The 17,160-nt window shown below is 63.9% G+C and carries 16 protein-coding genes; 6 read left to right on the plus strand and 10 right to left on the minus strand.

Annotation, left to right across the window (positions count from 1 at the left end; genetic code table 11):
- Positions 1 to 72: 72 nt before the first annotated feature.
- The 5 genes from ACX80N_RS17230 to ACX80N_RS17250 are packed head-to-tail and all read left to right on the plus strand — an operon-like array spanning position 73 to position 6,869.
- Positions 73 to 1,719: a hypothetical protein gene (locus ACX80N_RS17230; RefSeq protein ID WP_459340377.1), complete on the plus strand. Its 1,647-nt coding sequence runs from the start codon at positions 73 to 75 to the stop codon at positions 1,717 to 1,719.
- On the plus strand, positions 1,716 to 3,248 hold the full coding sequence (locus tag ACX80N_RS17235; protein ID WP_459340378.1) for an SCO6880 family protein: 1,533 nt from the start codon (positions 1,716 to 1,718) through the stop codon (positions 3,246 to 3,248). The genes ACX80N_RS17230 and ACX80N_RS17235 overlap by 4 nt, the downstream gene beginning before the upstream one ends.
- The gene (locus ACX80N_RS17240) at positions 3,248 to 4,789 is read left to right on the plus strand and encodes a hypothetical protein (RefSeq protein ID WP_459340379.1); all 1,542 of its coding nucleotides are present in this window, start codon (positions 3,248 to 3,250) and stop codon (positions 4,787 to 4,789) included. The genes ACX80N_RS17235 and ACX80N_RS17240 overlap by 1 nt, the downstream gene beginning before the upstream one ends.
- On the plus strand, positions 4,786 to 6,474 hold the full coding sequence (locus tag ACX80N_RS17245) for a type IV secretory system conjugative DNA transfer family protein (protein WP_459340380.1): 1,689 nt from the start codon (positions 4,786 to 4,788) through the stop codon (positions 6,472 to 6,474). The genes ACX80N_RS17240 and ACX80N_RS17245 overlap by 4 nt, the downstream gene beginning before the upstream one ends.
- Positions 6,471 to 6,869 (plus strand): DUF4913 domain-containing protein, encoded by a 399-nt coding sequence (locus ACX80N_RS17250; RefSeq protein ID WP_459340381.1) that lies wholly within the window; start codon positions 6,471 to 6,473, stop codon positions 6,867 to 6,869. Before ACX80N_RS17245 ends, ACX80N_RS17250 begins: the two co-directional genes overlap by 4 nt.
- A gap of 347 nt (positions 6,870 to 7,216) precedes the next feature.
- Here ACX80N_RS17250 and ACX80N_RS17255 read toward each other — a convergent pair whose 3' ends face one another.
- From ACX80N_RS17255 to ACX80N_RS17295, 9 genes are all read right to left on the minus strand, one after another.
- Positions 7,217 to 7,990, minus strand: coding sequence for a nucleoside/nucleotide kinase family protein (locus ACX80N_RS17255; RefSeq protein WP_459340382.1), 774 nt, complete (start codon positions 7,988 to 7,990; stop codon positions 7,217 to 7,219).
- Positions 7,991 to 8,045: 55 nt separating this feature from the next.
- Entirely contained in the window at positions 8,046 to 9,524 is a 1,479-nt protein-coding gene (locus tag ACX80N_RS17260; protein WP_459340383.1) for a sensor histidine kinase, read from the minus strand.
- Between the two features lie 38 nt (positions 9,525 to 9,562).
- On the minus strand, positions 9,563 to 10,288 hold the full coding sequence (locus ACX80N_RS17265) for a response regulator transcription factor (RefSeq protein ID WP_459340384.1): 726 nt from the start codon (positions 10,286 to 10,288) through the stop codon (positions 9,563 to 9,565).
- A gap of 293 nt (positions 10,289 to 10,581) precedes the next feature.
- Positions 10,582 to 10,842, minus strand: coding sequence for a hypothetical protein (locus ACX80N_RS17270; RefSeq protein ID WP_459340385.1), 261 nt, complete (start codon positions 10,840 to 10,842; stop codon positions 10,582 to 10,584).
- A gap of 316 nt (positions 10,843 to 11,158) precedes the next feature.
- A complete protein-coding gene (locus ACX80N_RS17275; protein WP_459340386.1) occupies positions 11,159 to 11,284 on the minus strand; it encodes a hypothetical protein in 126 nt (41 codons plus the stop codon).
- A 269-nt stretch (positions 11,285 to 11,553) separates the two neighbouring features.
- Complete coding sequence (locus ACX80N_RS17280; protein WP_459340387.1) at positions 11,554 to 12,306, minus strand: FAD:protein FMN transferase; 753 nt, start codon at positions 12,304 to 12,306, stop codon at positions 11,554 to 11,556.
- Positions 12,307 to 12,458: 152 nt separating this feature from the next.
- Positions 12,459 to 12,680, minus strand: coding sequence for an FMN-binding protein (locus ACX80N_RS17285; RefSeq protein WP_459340388.1), 222 nt, complete (start codon positions 12,678 to 12,680; stop codon positions 12,459 to 12,461).
- 502 nt (positions 12,681 to 13,182) lie between these two features.
- The gene (locus tag ACX80N_RS17290; protein WP_459340389.1) at positions 13,183 to 13,665 is read right to left on the minus strand and encodes an FMN-binding protein; all 483 of its coding nucleotides are present in this window, start codon (positions 13,663 to 13,665) and stop codon (positions 13,183 to 13,185) included.
- A complete protein-coding gene (locus ACX80N_RS17295; protein ID WP_459340390.1) occupies positions 13,662 to 14,972 on the minus strand; it encodes a ferredoxin reductase family protein in 1,311 nt (436 codons plus the stop codon). Before ACX80N_RS17295 ends, ACX80N_RS17290 begins: the two co-directional genes overlap by 4 nt.
- Before the next feature lie 633 nt (positions 14,973 to 15,605).
- Between ACX80N_RS17295 and ACX80N_RS17300 the strand changes: the two genes are divergently transcribed.
- On the plus strand, positions 15,606 to 16,157 hold the full coding sequence (locus ACX80N_RS17300; protein ID WP_459340391.1) for a hypothetical protein: 552 nt from the start codon (positions 15,606 to 15,608) through the stop codon (positions 16,155 to 16,157).
- 727 nt (positions 16,158 to 16,884) lie between these two features.
- Here ACX80N_RS17300 and ACX80N_RS17305 read toward each other — a convergent pair.
- On the minus strand, positions 16,885 to 17,160 hold a 276-nt coding region (locus tag ACX80N_RS17305), incomplete at its 5' end, for a DUF3500 domain-containing protein (protein ID WP_459340392.1).

Consider the following 17,160-nt stretch of genomic DNA (forward strand, 5'->3'; position numbering starts at 1 on the left):
GGCGTTGCAGGCAGTGCGATCCAGAAACTGATCCAGTTCCTTGCGAGCTGGCTGGTGCAGGTCCTGACGGAGATGATCAACTTCGTCGGTACTTGGTGGTTGAAGATCGGCGCGCCGGATATGGGTGCAGGGTCCGCGACCGATCGTATCCAGCAGTCGACGCTGGTTTTCGTCGGCATGGCCGGTGTCATTGGGACAGCGTTCGCGCTCATCAAGCTCGCTCGGGACCAGGACCGGGCCTCGACCGAGAACCTGATCATGGGCATGGTGCGGACCATCCTCACCACGGCGCTGGCCGTCCCGATGGTGGGCCTTCTGTTCGGTGTAACCGACGTTCTCGCGCCGTGGCTGGTGACCACCATTTCCGGATCTGCGCAGGAAGACGGGCTTGGATCTGCGATGGGCTTGGATGCCATTGCGGGAACCACGATGACCATGCAGCTCGCTGGCATCATCCTGTTCGTCGTACCGCTGGCCCTGCTGGGCGCGATCATCAACGCGGTCATCGTGATCTTCTCCTATGGTGCGGCGATCGCACTGTGCGGGGTTCTGCCGATCTTCGCTGCCGCTTCACAGACTGAGCGTGGCCGGAAGTCCTTCGACAAGGCCGTGGGCTGGTTGGCGGCCGTCGTCCTCTTCAAGCCAGCTGCCGCGATCCTGTACGGGGCAGGACTCGCGCTCCTGAAAGGCATCAACGGCAGCGCAGACAACGAGCTCGGGAACACAGCGATTGGCCTCATTACCGGCCTCGTCATTATCAGCAGCGCCTGCATTGCGATGCCGGCGCTGGCGAAGGTCCTCGTACCTGCCGTTAGCGCAGGCCCACAGGGCATGGGAGCCTCCGGCCTGGCGATGGTTGGCGGTGCGGTAGCGCTTGGAGCAGTGACCGGCGGCCTCGGCGCTGCAGCCGGGGCCGCAGCTGCCGGCGGCGGCGGAAGCACCGCAGCAATCACCGGTGGCGGAGCCGCAGCAACGGCCGGGAAAGCGGCCGCAATGGGTGGAGGCGCTGCAGCGACTGGCGCTGCCACTGCCGCGGAAACGTCTGCGACCGCCGGCACTGGGGCAGTAGGAGGATCCAGCAGCAGTGCCATCCCAGCAAGTGGAGACGGAAGCGGCGCCACCGGTGCCGCGACGCCTGGTGGTGCAGGTAACACCAGTGGTACCGGCCCTTCCGGGGCAGAGCAGAGGCCAGAACAGCCCGTCGCATCCGCGTCGGACTCAGGTGCCGGAGCATCTGGAGGAAGTGCTGGTGGTCCCGGTGGAGGTTCCGGTGGTCCTTCGGGCGCAGAGCAACGCCCGGAACGATCCGGGGCAGAGACGTCACCGGCCGGTGATGCCGGTACTGGTGCAGGCAGTGCCGGCAGCGGTGCAGGCGGAAACAGCGCGCCCGGTGGTTCGAACAGCCCAACGGGTGCACAGCCTCAGGCGGAGCGCACCGGCGCACCTACGGAATCACCGACGGGGGGACCGTCCGGCGCCGGTGATGGCGGCTCGTCAGCTGGAGGACCGAACGGGGCCGAGCCCGCAGCAGCAGGTGACAGGCCTCCGACGGAAGCTCCTGGGGCAGCACCCGCGAAGTCCCCGACGGCTGAGGGGTTCCGGGCCGGTGCGCCGTCCGGGGCGGACAAATCGGCCCAGAACCAGCAACGCATCGAGTACGCGGTGCAGAACGCAGTCAGGGACATGGAACGCGCAGTGGAAAGTGGGGATGACAGTTGAGTACGGAACAGACAATCGTCAGGCAGTACGGCAACATCGCAGAGGACCGGACGGCGGGTCTGATGGGCTTCTCAATGGCTTCGACCGTCGTGCTGGGCGCGGGAGCAGTCGGGGTGTTCATCGCGATCATGGCCTCGCAGATTTGGGTGGCCGTCGGCATCGCCCTGGTCGCGTTCATCGCCGCCACGATCCTTGGCTCGAAGGACCGTCATGGTCGGTCCAAGCCTGAGCGGTGGTTGGCCCGCAGCATGCACTCCAAAGCCAAAAAGGCTGGGAAGACCGTCTACAAGTCTGGGCCCGTCTCGCAGATCCCGGACGGTTCGTTCCGTGCTCCTGGCCTACTCGCCGCAACCGAGCTGATCGACTTTCAGGACCTTTTCGGCAACGAGGGTGTCATGCTGTGGCACCCGAAACTGAGGACAGGAACCGTCTTCTTCTCCACCGACTCCTCGGGCCTGGGCCTGCTAGATCAGGACCGCGTGAATCGGCTCGTCGGGTCTTGGGCCGCGTTCCAGCGCGACGCCGGTTCCAACGCACGGGTCGAGCAGATTTCGGTGACGACGCAGTCGACGACCGATCCGGGCGAACGCCTGCCGGACGCTATCGCGGTGGCCCGGCAGCAGGCCGGATCCCACGAGGTGCCTGCGTTTGCCCGTCAGGTGATGGATGACGTGGTGAACAACCTCAACCTCGACGTGCCCAAGCTCGAGCAGTGGGTGGCGCTGACGTTCAGCGGCAAGGCCAATGACGGGGACAGGGCACCGGAACGCTCAGCCGGGGAGCTGGTGGCCGATGTGAAGTCGCTCCTGCAGGGATTCAAGGAAGAACTCGAGGACGTCGGCGCGGGCAGCGTGTCACTCATGCGAGCCGCTGACCTCACCGACCAGACCTACGTCGCGTTCAACCCGCGCGCCGCGGCCGCGGTCGAACGCGCCCGCCTCTCCGGCGACGGGACGGGCCTTACCTGGCACGAAGTCGGTCCTTCGGCCGCCCGGACGATCGGATACCCGGGCCGGTACGACCATGCCGGGGTGACGAGCAAGTCGTGGCAGATGTTCCGGCCGCCGGCCGGGACGTTCCGCGAGAACGCCCTGGTGGCCCTGCTGGGCCCTGATGCGAGCATGCTGCAGAAGCGCGTCACCGTGTTCTACCGCCCGCAGCCGCCGGAGAAGTCGGCGCAGCAGGTCGCGCAGGCGCTCACCAATGCGCAGTTCGCCACGAACCAGAAGGGTCGCCGTCCGACCAGCTCGCAGATCATCGCCCTAGAGAAGGCACGTAAGGCCGAGCGGGAGCAAGCAGAAGGGGCCGCGCTGGTGCGCTTCGCCATCGGCGTCACCGCGACCGTCGAGAGCCCTGAGCAGCTGCAGGCTGTCGAGGCAAAGATCATGCGGAACGCCGCCACCGGTATTCAAATCCGCATGCGGTCGTGCGATTACAACGACGACGCCGCGTTCTCCTTCAACCTCGGGCTCGGGCTCGTGCCAGAGCACCTGGCCACCATCTCCTCCGACGTCAGGAAGGCCCTCTAATGTCCGCCTTTGACCAGCTCGTCGACAAGGTCATGGACCGGTTCCTGGGCCGCTCCGAAGCGGCGGCCGCCGTCAGTGCTGCATCGTTCCCGCAGCTCACGGACAAGGGCATGCGGGTCCGTGAGGGCGGCATGGTGACGTGGGTGGAACCGCCGCCGGAGTTCACCGCCACCTCGAACCAGACCGCTGGCCTGTGGCCGTTCTGCGTCGGTACGTCCTCGCCGCTGGTCGGTGCGGTCCTGGGCCGGAACCTGCTGAACAGTTCGGTGGTGTGCGGGGATCCGATCAGCCTGTTCCTGCACGGCATCATCTCCTCGCCGTCCGGGTTCATCCTGGGCCTGAACGGTCGGGGGAAGTCCTCGGTCGCCGTCCGCATGGCGCTGGCGCTGATCGACCAGGGGTTCCTGATCCTCGTGGCAGGGGACCTCAAACCCGACTTCGCCGGCGTGGTCCTGGAAACCAACGGGCAGGTCGTGCAGGTCGCCCCGGGCGTCGGGGCGATCAACCCTCTCGACGCCGGCCCGCTCTGGCGGGAACTCGAACGGCTCCCGGCCCCGATGCAGCGCCAGATGCGCGCCGAGATCCACGCCCGGCGCCTGATGACCCTCACCGGGCTCATCGAACTGGTCTTCAAGGAACCGCTGGACGCGAAGAAGCAGGAACAGACGGTGCTGTCCATGGCGATCGCCATGGCGGCCGAGAAAGCAGAAGCCGAGGCCCGGCAACCGCTGGTCGGCGACGTCGTCGCCGCCATCAAGTCCGCGCCACCGCAGATCCAGTCGGCTCTGCTCATCGAGGACAAGAAGGAGTACCTGCCGCAGGTCAAGAACCTCCTGGCGGGCCTGAACGCCCTCGGCGAGCACGGACCGTTCGGGGACGTGTTCTGCCAGCAGACCACCAAGGAAATGAAGATCGACACCTCCGTCGACTTCGACATTTCCCTCATCGACGAATCCCAGCTGACGCTCCGCGCCGCGGTGCAGACCGTGTGCTGGTCCTACGGCCAGGCCGGCATCTCGGCCGCGAAGACCCTCGCCGACGCCGGGCTGATGGAGGAACGCCATCACCTGATGATCATGGACGAGCTGTGGCAGTCCCTGCGCGCCAGTGAGCTGCTGGTGCACCAGATCGACTCCATCACCCGCCTGAACCGGACCAAGGGCCTGGGCCAGCTGATGATCACGCACTCCATGAAGGACCTGCAGCTGTCCACGGACGAGCTGACGAAAATCGCCACCGGCTTCGTGGAACGCTCTTCCGTGAAAATCCTCGGCGGACTCGCGCAGAACGAGATGGACCTGCTGGAAACAGTGTTCCCCGTCTCCGAGCGAGAGAAAGCGATGCTGATCGGCTGGTCGGCCGAAGGGTCCATGAACCCCAACACCAATCAGGTGTCACCGCCCCCCGGGCGGGGGCGGTTCATGCTGAAAACCGGGTCCGAACCTGGTGTGCCGTTCCGGGTGAACCTCACCGCCGGCGAACTCAGGGCCCACAACACCAACCAGGCGTGGGCTGCTGCGCAGGCAAAGGTGAACCGATGAAGACCGAGGAGAACGGCCCGGTCATCGCCTTTTCGTTCGTGGCCCTCGCTGCGTTCGCCGCCGTCGCCCTGATCCACCTTGCCGACGCGTTCACGCCGGTCCCCACCGACCTGTCGTGGAACCCGATTACATTGGCGATCGGTCTTGCCACCGGGGATCCGTGGCCGGCGGCCGCGAGCTGGTTGCTCGGCGCGGAAGCGGTCGTGGTCATTGCTGCCTTTGCGTGGTGGAGCACCCGCCCTGTATCCAGGACCGCCGAGGCGTCCCGTCAGATGAGCCCTGGCGGGAAGATGCGCCCGGCGATGCTCGATGCCCGCCTCACCGAAGCCGCCCGCCTCCACCCGACCGCCGAAGGTATCGGCCCGGGCCTGACGATCGGGTATGCCGGTGACACCGGCACCAAGGCAGTTATTCAGGGCTGGCGTGAGTGCTCGACCCATGTATGGGGGACAGGGCGGGGTAAGACGACAACGCAGGTCGTCCGGCACTCTACCGAAGCACCCGGCGCGTACATGATGACCAGCAACAAGGTCGACGGAGTGGCTGAGGTCCTGGCCGCACGGTCAGAGACCGGAACGGTGTGGCTGTTCGACCCGCAGCGGATCTGGCGCGACAGTCATCGTCCGGCCATGATCTTCAACCCGCTCTCCGTGGTCACGGATACGGTGAGCGCCGGCGAGGTTGCGTCGATCTTCGAAACCTCGTCCGCCCCGAGCGCGGGTCAGGGCAAGGGGGACGCGCAGTTCGACTCGCAGGGACGCGACTTCCTCGCCTGGTGCCTCCTCGCCGCCGCCAAGAACGACGGAACGATGCGGGAGGTTCTGCGGTGGGTGTCCTCGGCCGACTTCATGGAACCGGCCGAGTTGCTGGAACGGGCAGGCCATACGGGCCCGGCGTCCGCGTTGAAAGGGATGAGCGCCCAGCCGGACGACACCCGCGGATCCGTAGCAGCAAGTGCCCAGCGCATGGCCTCCGCCCTCGTGCATGACGAGCTCATGGCATGGTCGACGCCCACCTCGGGCGTCCCGGTGTTCGACCCGGCCCGCTTCGTGACGAGCAGGGACACCCTGATCTTGCTCTCGCAGGACGCCGCCGGGTCCGGTGCCGCGTTCGTGTCCACGCTGGTCTACGCAGTGTTCACCGCCGCGCAGCAGGCCGCCCGTCGCACCGGTGGTCGCCTGCCGGTACCACTGGTCGCTGACCTGGACGAGGTCGGGAATGTCGTCAAGCTCAGGCAACTCCCCGAGTGGTATTCGTTCTTCGGGTCCATGGGTATCGTCGTCAGCGCGTACTTCCAGACACGCGGCCAGGGGATGGCCATGCTCGAGCGGACCGGCTGGGACACCCTGTGGTCGGCGGCCGCGATCAAGGTCTATGGCGGTGGATCCGATGACACCCAGTTCCTCGAATCCTTAGCCAAGACGATCGGCCAGTATGACGCGAAAGTCCGCAGCAGCTCGACGTCGAGGAACGGGTCCTCGCGGTCCGTGCAGACCCAGCGCCGCGACATCATGTCCGTCTCCCAGCTCTCCGAACTTCCGGCCAACCGTGCATGGGTGAAGACCTCCAACGGCGGCGGGACCATCGTCCGCACCGTGCCCTGGTTCCGCGATAAGGCAATCCACGCCCGCATCGGTCCCACGGTCAAACGCATCAAGTCATCCAAAGCAGGGCAGGTCTCATGACTGAGTCCCAGAAAGACGCCGTAAGAACTACGGAACCTAACGGTTACGGCGACGAGGCGGAGGACTTCACGTTCACGCCCGAGGATCTCGTCGACTGGGTAGAGGGCCTGGCCGCGTTGCTCGAATCAGTGGACCGGTCACAAAGCCAGTACTGGTGCTCGCAGTGGTGGAACCACCCCGAAGCCGTCGACCGGTTCAGGGGGCTGTATGAGCAGTGGTTGGAAGCGCAAGCGAATGGGGGAATGTCGTCGTGGTGGATCGACCACTTCGACCGCCACTCAACCACCCTCTTCGCCAAGCGGGGTCCCTTTGGAGAGTGCGGGACGACCCATGTAGGCAAGACCGCCCGTCGCATCCTAGTTACAGAGCAGCCACCTCCCGGTTGGGAGTGGTGACCTCATCGAGAGATCAGAGGACTGACGAGGCCACCGTTCGTGGTTCATGTTTGAGCCCTAATCGCCGATAAGTTCGCGTTATGTCCAAGGGTGGCGGGATGGCTGTCCGGCAGGCGGTTCACCCACAATTGAATGCCCCGCTGAAGCCTATCGCGCAGACGTGGTTCAATGCTGGGACCAGGACGCTTCGACACCCAATCAGAACTTGCTCAACGTCTGTCTCGTAAGTCCTCACAACACGATCCCTGATACAGCTTCTGGTGAGACGACATACCGAGACAGTGCGCACCCGCCGGTTCCGCGGAATTTCCAACGCCCGTAGGGCACCGCTCGAGTGCCTCATCAACCTAGGTTTCCGAGACAACCGGAATGCGGTGGCTAGAGCCCGAAAGGTCTACGGGCCTGTTGCCTGCTCGGTACTGTCTGGCCGGGTGGTATCGAAAGCGGGTAGGCGGTAGCGCCGATGGTGTCCGAAGCGGAACATCGATGTCGGTTGGTTTCCCTTGCTGGAGCTGCCTAATCAGGTTCTCGAGGTCATCGAGAATGTTCGCCAACAGCCTGCCCGCAGCGATTTGGTGGAAGCTGTCCAGTTCAGACAGTCCCAGATAACCCGCCCCATATGCGTGAAGGTCTTCGAGTTTTTCGGTGTCGGTGCCGCGCAGCGCGATGCGGCTGTGTGCTTCTTCCGGGGTGACGTCTAGGAATACGACGGCATCCAGCGCAGGAAGCAGTGTTATCAAGGCGGCGAGGAGCCGCCCGCGGCGCAAGCCTCGTGTGCGGCGCAGCGCCTGCTGGCAGTGGAGGTGTCTGTCCATGATGACAACGCCGTCAAAGTTGCGTGTACGGACGAGGTTCATTCCGACGTTGACGGAGCGGACGGCTGACTCGGCGAGGTCCAGGAGCCGCGGTGGCACGGCGATCCCGAGTGAATTCGTCCAGCGCGTCATGGTGCGTCGTCCCGAGTAATTGGCCATGACGCGCGTGGGCATGAATGACTCGAGGCGTTCCTTGAGTGCGTGTGCCGCGGTGGTTTTACCTGCGCCGTCGATGCCTACCAGCACGATCACGAGCTGCTGGTCTGCGTGACGGAGGGATGTCGGTCGGGCGGCTATTTGGGTCATACCTCTGTTGTAGTGCCCGATCCTATGGGAGCTGTTGGTCGGGTAGGTGTTGTTCCTATGTGGCAGCCATAGCGAGTGGCAGCTGCACGTGGAATTGTGTTCTGCCGGGTTCGCTGGTCACGTTGATCATGCCGTCGTTGGCTTCAACGAGGGCTTGGACGATTGCGAGGCCGAGGCCCGTACTGCCGGTGTTCGCTGATCGTGCGCTGTCGCCTCGACTGAAGCGCGTGAAGATGGTGCCGAGGAACGAGGGGTCGATGCCGGGCCCACTGTCGGTGATGGTGATGTAAGCATGCCCCTCGTGAAGTGTCAGGGCCGTGGCGATGGCGGTTCCTGGTGGGGTGTGTTTGTGGGCGTTGGAGAGCAGGTTGATCAGTACTTGTCTGACTTCTGCCTCGACAGCGCGCACCTCGACGGGTTCGTCAGGCAGGTCCAGGCTCCACAAGTGGTGCGGCGCGGACACTCGGGCGTCACTGGTGGTCTCGATGACCAGTTCGGTGAGGTCGACGTCGGACACCTCCCCGCGTTGGCCCTCGTCGAGGCGGGCAAGCAGCAGGAGGTCTTCCACGAGGGAGGACATGCGTTTGGACTCGCTGTCGACGCGTTCGAGGGCAGAGCGTCCCGACGGGCTGACGTTCTCGCTCATGAGGATCAGTTCTGTGTACCCGCGGATTGAGGTCAGGGGAGTCCGGAGCTCATGACTGGCGTCAGCGACGAACTGGCGCACTTTCATCTCGCTCGCTTGCCGGTCGCGCAAAGCGCTGGTGACGTGGTCGATCATGTCGTTCAAAGCTAACCCGACGGTGCCGACCTCCGTGCCGGGCTGCGCTGCACTGGGGGGAACGCGGACAGGGATGGTTACTTCCCCTGAGGACAACGGTAGTTGCGAGACGGAGGTCGCCACGGCGGACAGTTCCTCCAGGGGACGAAGGGACCGGCGGATGATGACGGTGCCGGCGACACCTGTCAGTATTAAGCCTGCCATAGACAGCCCGGCAACCGTCAGGTCCAGGGACAGGAGTGTGCTGTCGCGTTCATTTGTAGGCAGGCCTGTAACGAGAACGGAGCCCTCGGATGTGAGCTGCTCAGGCAAAGCCGCGGCGTCGACCCGGTAACGTCCGCTTGAGAGTATGAGTTCTTTCGGTTGATCGGAGGGATCGATGGCGGCCAGCAGGCTGAGGTCGGCTGCGGTGAGAGATTCGGTCGTGCCATCGTCCTGCACCAGGGCGGAAGTTAATGCCTGACCGTCGCTTCCATAGACCACATTCAGTGTGCCGGGGCGTTGCCCTGCAGCGTTTCCGGGGTCGAGGTCTCGGAACGGTCGACCGTCGTCATCATCGGCGTCTTCGTCAGGGCCGGCATCACCAAATCCGCCAGCACCACCGCCGGCACGGCCGGCGGCGGGTGTGAGGGCCTTATCGAGCTGACCGGTGAGGTAGTTGCTCATGGCGACGTGGCTGAACACACCGATCGAAACGCAGATCGCCGTCAGCAGCGCGAGCGTCGCGAGGATCAGCCGGGTACGCAGGTGCAAGGGGCGCCCAGAAACCGGCGCCGTGAGTGCGACTCGGCTCACGGGGCTGCGGGTTTGATGACGTAACCGGCGCCGCGGATGGTGTGAATCATCGCGGGGCGTCCGACGTCGATCTTTTTACGCAGGTAGGAGATGTAGAGCTCGACGATGTTGGCTTGGCCGCCGAAGTCGTACTTCCAGACGTTGTCGAGGATCTGGGATTTGCTGAGCACGCGGCGCGGGTTCTCCATGAGGTAGCGCAGCAGCTCCCACTGGGTGGAGGTCAGGGCAATGTCGTCGCCGCCTCGGGTGACTTCACGAGTGTCGATGTTCATGACGAGGTCCCCGACGACGAGTTCGGCGGAGTCCGATGCTGCGACGCCGGAGCGCTGCACGAGCCGGTGCAGGCGGAGCATGAGCTCCTCCATGCTGAAGGGTTTGGTGACGTAGTCGTCCCCACCGGCTGAGAGGCCGGAGATACGGTCCTGGACAGCGTCTTTGGCTGTGAGGAACAAAGCTGGAACGGTAGGGGCGAATGTGCGGATCTTCTTCAGGGCGTCGATGCCATCGACCCCGGGCATCATGACGTCAAGAATCAGCACGTCGGGGCGGAAGTCGCGGGCGGCAGCGACCGCGCTAAGACCATCGTTCGCCGTCGTCACGCTCCAGCCCGCCATCCTGAGTCCCATGCTTACGAGCTCTGCGAGGCTCGTCTCATCGTCGACCACCAGCGCCCGAATGGGGCTGCCGTCCGGGTGCGCGAGGCGCGGCAGATTGTCGGTCATTGAATGGTGCGAGCCATCAGCCATCATGTCTTCCTAGGGGTCTTACCCCGGGTGCTACTGAGGATGCTATTCGGGGTCTTACTTGGATGTGTTGGGGCGGCGGGTCGCCCATGGTGCTGTGCTGTGCTGTGCTGTGCTGTGCGGTGCTGTGCGGTGCTGTTCGGTGCTGTTCGGTGCTTCGGTGATTCGGTGATTCGGTGATTCGGTGATTCGGTGATTCGGTGATTCGGTGATTCGGTCCAGTATTCCGCACGAGTTCGCCGCATCGGGGAACCTGGGCGGGCGCCGTGGTCCTAGACGGTCAGGGGCCCAGCCGCAGCGCCCTGGTCCAGTGAACCGCTGGTGTCTTGACGGCGGACGAGGGACTGCTCGGCGGGGACGGCGGTTCCGACGAGGACGGTTGCGTGGGCGTCAGCGACTGGGGTGGCCAATTGTGCACCGATCGGGGCGAAGGCAGTGGTGCCAAGTACCGCGGCCAGTGCCATGGCACCGATAGCGGCGCGGAAGCCTTTGCGTCCGGCAGTGAGCTCGGGGATGGGTCGGTAGGTGATCATGGTGTCCTCCTGTGGAAGCGTCGTTGTTCCTCTACTTTCCCGCTCTGACTTAGTGATCGGCTTTTCGGAACCTGTGCGGTCTCTGTGCAGGGAACGCTCAGTTTTTGCAGGGCCCAGGGACAGCCCTGACACAGGTATGGATCCGATGCTTGAAGTATCAGCACGGTCGATGGAAGGAGATCGGATCGGATGGAAGAACACGGCAGCCACTGGCCCAGACAGTGATGCTACTCAAGCAGAAGGACCGACGGACCACAGACCCGGGCGGTCCTTTTGCTTATTCTGCACTTGTCGGGCGAGTCGAGATGAAGGTAGATCAGAAGGCCGGAAGAGCATTACTGGCCTCGGTAGCGGTGAGGCTGACCGGATCTCGTCCAGAAACCCAATCCGTTGCTCCGTTCTGTTCGACAGCCAGGACGTCGACCGTGAAGCGCTGAGTCATGTCCTGCACCATTTCCAGTACGAACCGCTCTCACAACGCAGCTGCCGGACATTTTCCGGGCCCATAACGACCGATTCGGCCTCTACAGGCCCGACGCCGAGCTCCAAGCTTCGTCACATCGTCGCCGGCCGGCTCCTGCTCTCACGAGAGACTGCGCAAAGTTGCGCGAGATGTACGCTCCCGCGGTGGAGTGACGCAAGGCCGCCGGTGGGGGTTTTGGCCCACAGTCGACGACTCAACCTCAACTGTGTTGTCGAAGCGCATGAGATTCAGACTGATGCTGGGTCAACACCCGTATTGGTGAGGGCGACTGCGTGTTTCGCGGACGTCCATGCAGGCTTCCCGTCGCCGTCGATCGTGAAGATCTCCACCCCGAAACGATGCCCTAAGTCTTCAATGCTGGAGTATCCGCCGGCGCAGACAGCTGTGGCGAGGACGTCGGCGGTGACGATATCGGGTGCAAGGACGCTTACCTGAATCAGGGGGCGGGGTGAGCCTGGGCGGGGAGGTGCCCAGATATGTCGTCCTCTCTCGCTGAACCCCGACGTCGCGATCGCCATCCGTCCAGGCGATGTCGTGACGCTAGTGATCATCGCGGTCCTGTCGACAGGATCGCCGATGCCGATAATCCACGGGGTGTTAGGTGCCTGGGTGCCGCTGCACAGGATGTCTCCTCCGCAGTTCAGCGACCAGTCGTTGGCACCTTGCTCGCGCAGGTATCGCCCCGCCTCACCGATCGCATGGGCTTTGACCACCCCGTTAAGATCCAGCCGGCCGTCGAGATCGTAGGGGTTGAACAGCCCATCGGTGGCGTTGCGCCAGTGGACGGCCAGGGCGTACATCTCCCGAAGCTGTTTCGAGCTGCGTGACAACTTCAAGGTGCCGGAAGCTACCTGGCTGAGCTCGGAGTCGGGCCTGTAGAGGCTGAACCGCTTGTCGTGATCCCAAAAAATTTCCTGGAGACGAGGCGTAAGAGCGTCCCTCACATCAGATGGAGCCCGGAAGCTGACGGCGGTACCCATGGTGTGAAAGACCGTGGCGGGACCCCCGGTCAGGCTCTCATCAGCTGTTCGAATGCCCTGGACGGAATCTCGAGGTGTAGGCGTGGGAAGTAACCCGGTAGCCGTGCTGAGCGTCCTGGGCGTGCTGGGTGGTGTGGGTGGTGTTGTTGCAGTCATGGTGTCGCCTCATTTAGAGCGGCTTGAAGGGACGCAGCGTAGGCCTGCGAGGTGTAGGTGGATCCGCTGATCATCGTGATGTCGCTGCTTTGTTCCGTGAGGACAGCGTTGTCGAGCAGGGATTCGACTCGCTCGTTGATGTTCTGCGAGACGGGATTCGCGGCGGTGATGACAGTATTGACGTCGGTGATGACACCGTCTGCGACCGTGATCGCCACACTGACAGATCCCCTGGGATATGGGACGGGTGGGCCAGCGTAAGTTCCATCCGTGGCGGCCGCAGCAGTGAGCGGGGTTTGGGCCGGCGTAAGGGTAGCTGCCGCCTCTGGTCCGTCCCGCCCTGGTCCGCCCCGGCCACGACCCGGTCCGTCCGAGAAATCGACAAACGCAGCCGACATGCGGTCACCACGATCGTCACTATCATCGTCACCAGTGACGCTGGTGGTCGTTGCGGCAGCACCACTGCTCTGAACGCCGACCTGCCAGCCGATCATCAGTATGCATGCGGTAGCAGCTGCGGCCGATACGGCGGTTCGTGTTCTCATGGGTCATCCTTCCGGGAAGCACCAGTGGTCGGTATGCGATGAAACAGGACACGAGGTTTGGCATTTGGTGGGGGAGTGGCGGCGCTGGTGTTGCCTCATTGGAGGCGGCGCGACGTGGTGGAAGAGGGTTTGACCAACCTTCCCTGCACGTTGTGTCGGGTGTGCTGTGCGTTCATCACAGGCCCGCTTGGTCTAGGGCGGACTGGAGGGAGGTGAGGTAGGCCTCGGAGGTGTAGGTGGCTCCGCTGACCATGCTTACATTTGCCGACTGGCTGGCCAGCACCTCATCAGATAGGAGAGGGAGGGCGCGTGCGTTGATGTTTTCGGAACGGTCGTGGGTGGTGCTTATGTCGGCTGTTGCTTCCGTGAGAGTGCCGTCAGCGACTGTGATGGTGACGGTCACCGTCCCGTATTCGTGGCTGACGGTGGAGCCCGTGTAGGCCACAGCTGAGCTGCTCGTTGTTTCTGTCCCGGTCGTCGTCGGGTCGGTCGCCGCATCGGTGGTAGTGCTGCTGCTGCCATTGCTGGTGGTGCTGGTGCTCGTGGTCGCGGTGGTGTCGCTGGCGGTCACGGTTGAAGGTTGTACGCCGAGCTGCCAGCCGACGACGAGGATGGACAGTGAGGCGACGGCTGATCCGAAGATGGCTCTGGGTTTCATAGTGCGAACCTTTCCGAGTGGAGGTTTTCGGCGGGGAAGCTGGCGTTGTGGGCGTCCTGCAGGACGAGGTCCGTCCATGGCAGGGGGCCGCACACGTATACGTCCGGGACCTGCCCGGGTGGCAGGTAAGAGGTCATGGTGTAGCCGGAGGCGACAGCTGATTGAGGTAGCCAGGACGGTTGGCCGGTTGCTCGGGGGCCGGTCAGGACGAACAGGCGTGCTCCTCGGCGCTGGCACAGGTCGCTGATCTCGTCGAGGAGATAGACCTCGTCCGGGCGTGATGCCCGCAGGATCACGGTGGCGCCTCCGTAAGGAAAGGTCAGGTCCTCGAGGAGGCCGCGGATGGGCGAGTTTCCGATGCCTGAGCCGATCAGTAGTACCTGTGCCGAGGCTCGGGCTGCTTCGGTGAAGATGCCGTAGGGGCCTTCGATGGCGACCTTCGTTCCAGGACGGATCTTCATCAGCTTCGCTGTTCCTCCACCAAGGTTTCGGATGGTGATGCGTAGAGAGGTAGGTGTGGGCTTGGCCGAGATGGAAAACGGGTGCGGTTGCCACCACAGGTTAGGAGTCAGGAAGCGCCAAATGAAGTACTGGCCGGCCCGGGTGTTCAGGTGTTCCAGGTTCCTGCCCGTCATTTCGATTGTCGCGACGCCCGGAGCTACCTCGGTCACTCGGCTGATGCGGACTTGATGGTGCAGGGAGCGGCTGACCGGCACTATCACCCGGTAGGTGAGGACCGCTGCACCGGTGAGGACCATCAGGGCGATCCAGTACCAGCGTTGGATGGTGCCCGGGGCGAAGAGGCCGCTGAGGCTGAACTGGTGCGGGATGGACAGGGCCACCGCCGCGTAGGTGAGCAGGTGGATGCCATGCCAGATTTCCTGTGGCAGCCGGCGTTTGACGGCGATCACGGACGTTCCTGCGACCACGATGAAGAGCACCAGGGACAGGACCGCCCACCTCAGGTCCAGGCCGCTGGCCCACAGGGACAGGGCTTCAGCGATGGGGGTGATTCCTTCAGTGGCCGCGTACCCCAGCAGCAGTAGCGCGCCATGCGCGAGGAGCAGGTACAGGATGGACTCACCCAAGGACCCATGGACCAGAAGAGCTTTGTCCTGCCCGATCGTCTTGTCGATCACCGGCACCCGGGCTGAGAGCAGGAACATCACGAGCACCAGGTCCATGGCGGCCAAGCCGGCGATTACCCCCAGTGACGTCAAGATTCCCGCGAACGTACCGAACCCGGCGGCGCCGCCGTCGCTGAGGAACAGGGCGACGGCAAGTGCGACTGAGGTGATCAGAAGCATCGTCAGCGCGTCGGCTGCCCAAAGACGCTTACGTGATCTATTCCGGTACACGCCGGCAGGCAGACCCTGTAGAGGCGACGCAGTCTGTGTCGAGGTGTCGTTTTGGCGCGAACCATGAATGGTGAGGGGTTGGGTGGGGGACTCTTGGGTAGCCATACATCAGTTCTACGAACCGACCCTATGAATGGTCTTCGCCGCTCTTAGCACCAACCTGTGAACCTCCCGGCCATGGAACAAACCATACGAGTCCGGGCACTGTGAGCGCCCAGCCTCAGGGCCACCCGCACCGGAGCAGCTCACCCCCCCCTGACACCGTCCTTTGTTGAGGAGAAGCCTGTAGCGATGCGCATAGGCACGCGTCTGGCGAAGCTCCTAACAAGGCCGCATGAGGATCCGTAGAAACTCTCCTCTGGTGACCCTCTAGTCTTCCTTGCCGCCCTCTGTCTTTTGGCGCTTACATCGACGGTCCATCGAGGTGACGCCTCACAGCTTCGTGACAGGTGCCCGACAGCACCCACTTACATTGCAGCCCCAGAGTTAGAGCAGTCCACCAACCAGGACAACAACCACCAAACACAACCACCCAAGAATGACAACTACCGCCGCCCAGCGGCAGAGCGAGGACCACACATCATGTTCAACTCAAAGAAGATCGCACTCGGCGCCAGCGCAGCGGCCGTCGCTCTCGGCCTGAGCCTCGGTGCCACCGGAATGGCTTCCGCAGCCACCACCACGCCCGCCCCGACCGCCACGTCCTCGGCCACCGCCGAAGTCGAAAGCGGGGATGCGACCAGCACGGGCAAGGGCGGACACGGAAACCGCGGGGGCATCAGTTCCGCGGATCTCGCGACAAAGCTCGGCCTCGACGAGGCAACGGTGACCGATGCACTGGAAACGGCCAGGGACACAGCCAAGGCCAGCCTCGAGACCGCCGAGGGAGAGCGGCCCGACCGGGAGGCGTTGCAGAACGCCGTCGTCGCCTCATTAGCCGCAACCCTGGGTGTGGAGGAAGCGGCCGTACAGACCGCTGTCGATGAGCTCGAAGCCGAGGAGCAGACTGAACGGACCGCTGCTGTGCAGGAGAAGCTCGATGCGGCAGTGGCAGACGGATCCCTCACCCAGGCGGAAGCCGATGGTGCAGCCAAGGCAGTCGAGCTCGGGGTACTCGGGGGCGGCCGCGGCTAACCGTCACACCACAAAAGGGAAGGCTCTGGCTCACGCCGGGGCCTTCCTTTTGTCGTTCAGCAACAAGATGACTACCGGACCGCGGACACGAACCCTAAACAAGAGACTGCACAGTGAGGGCCACGACAGGCATAACCGGTTGTGCGCGCATTCCCGCCGCCGCGAACCTGGCCGCACCGTGTGGTGAGCGCCCGACCACCGAGGCTGAGGACAAGCTTGTTTCAGTGGGCGCAGGCAGAACGGCCGTTACCCGAGAGAGGCCACAGTGCTGCCGAAGTAGTCGGGCTGCCCGTCTTCGCGCGGTGACGGTAGCTGGTCAGTACAACCATAGGAGGCGCCCTGTTGATCAAAGCTCCTTTGTCCTTGTGGCGGAAGTCGGGCTGCCCTGACCCCTGGGAGCGTTAGTGTCACCCCTGAGCCGCCGGGACGGATGGGTTGCTGACCTGAGACCTTCGTGAATGCTTTCTGCGTGGAATTACTCCTGCCGACCTGGTGCCTTGCGGGAGGGGCGCAGGAGCAAAGGGATGCAAATTTCCCTGCACCGACGAAGCACTGCGCAGCGCCACCGTATGTGGCAACTACTTACTGCACCCTTGTACTTCCGGTGAGGGCGCCCTGCTCGGGTCATTGAGCACAAAGGTGCCCGGCATGCCGTCCGCGTGGGGGTTCGGGTGGCATGCCGGGCACCGGCCTTGTGATTGCACGGCTGTTATGCCGTCAAGCGGGCTCAGCCGTCGGCAGGAGCGCCTGCGCCTCCCATGCCGCCCATCATTCCGGTGGCTTCCTCCTGGACGACGCTGCCAGCGTAGTCGTTGCTGGGGTCGCGGTAGATGGTGTGGATGTGTCCCCATCCGGCGGTGATGACACCGGCTACGTCGGTGCCCGTTGACGACTGCTGGTTGGAGAACTCGATGAAGACGTTCGGCCCGGAGATCTGGAAGTAGATGCCGCTTCCCTGGGTCATGTCATAGACCGTTGCTCCGGACCAGTTGATGTACGTCTC

This window comes from Arthrobacter sp. MDT2-16 (assembly GCF_054510925.1).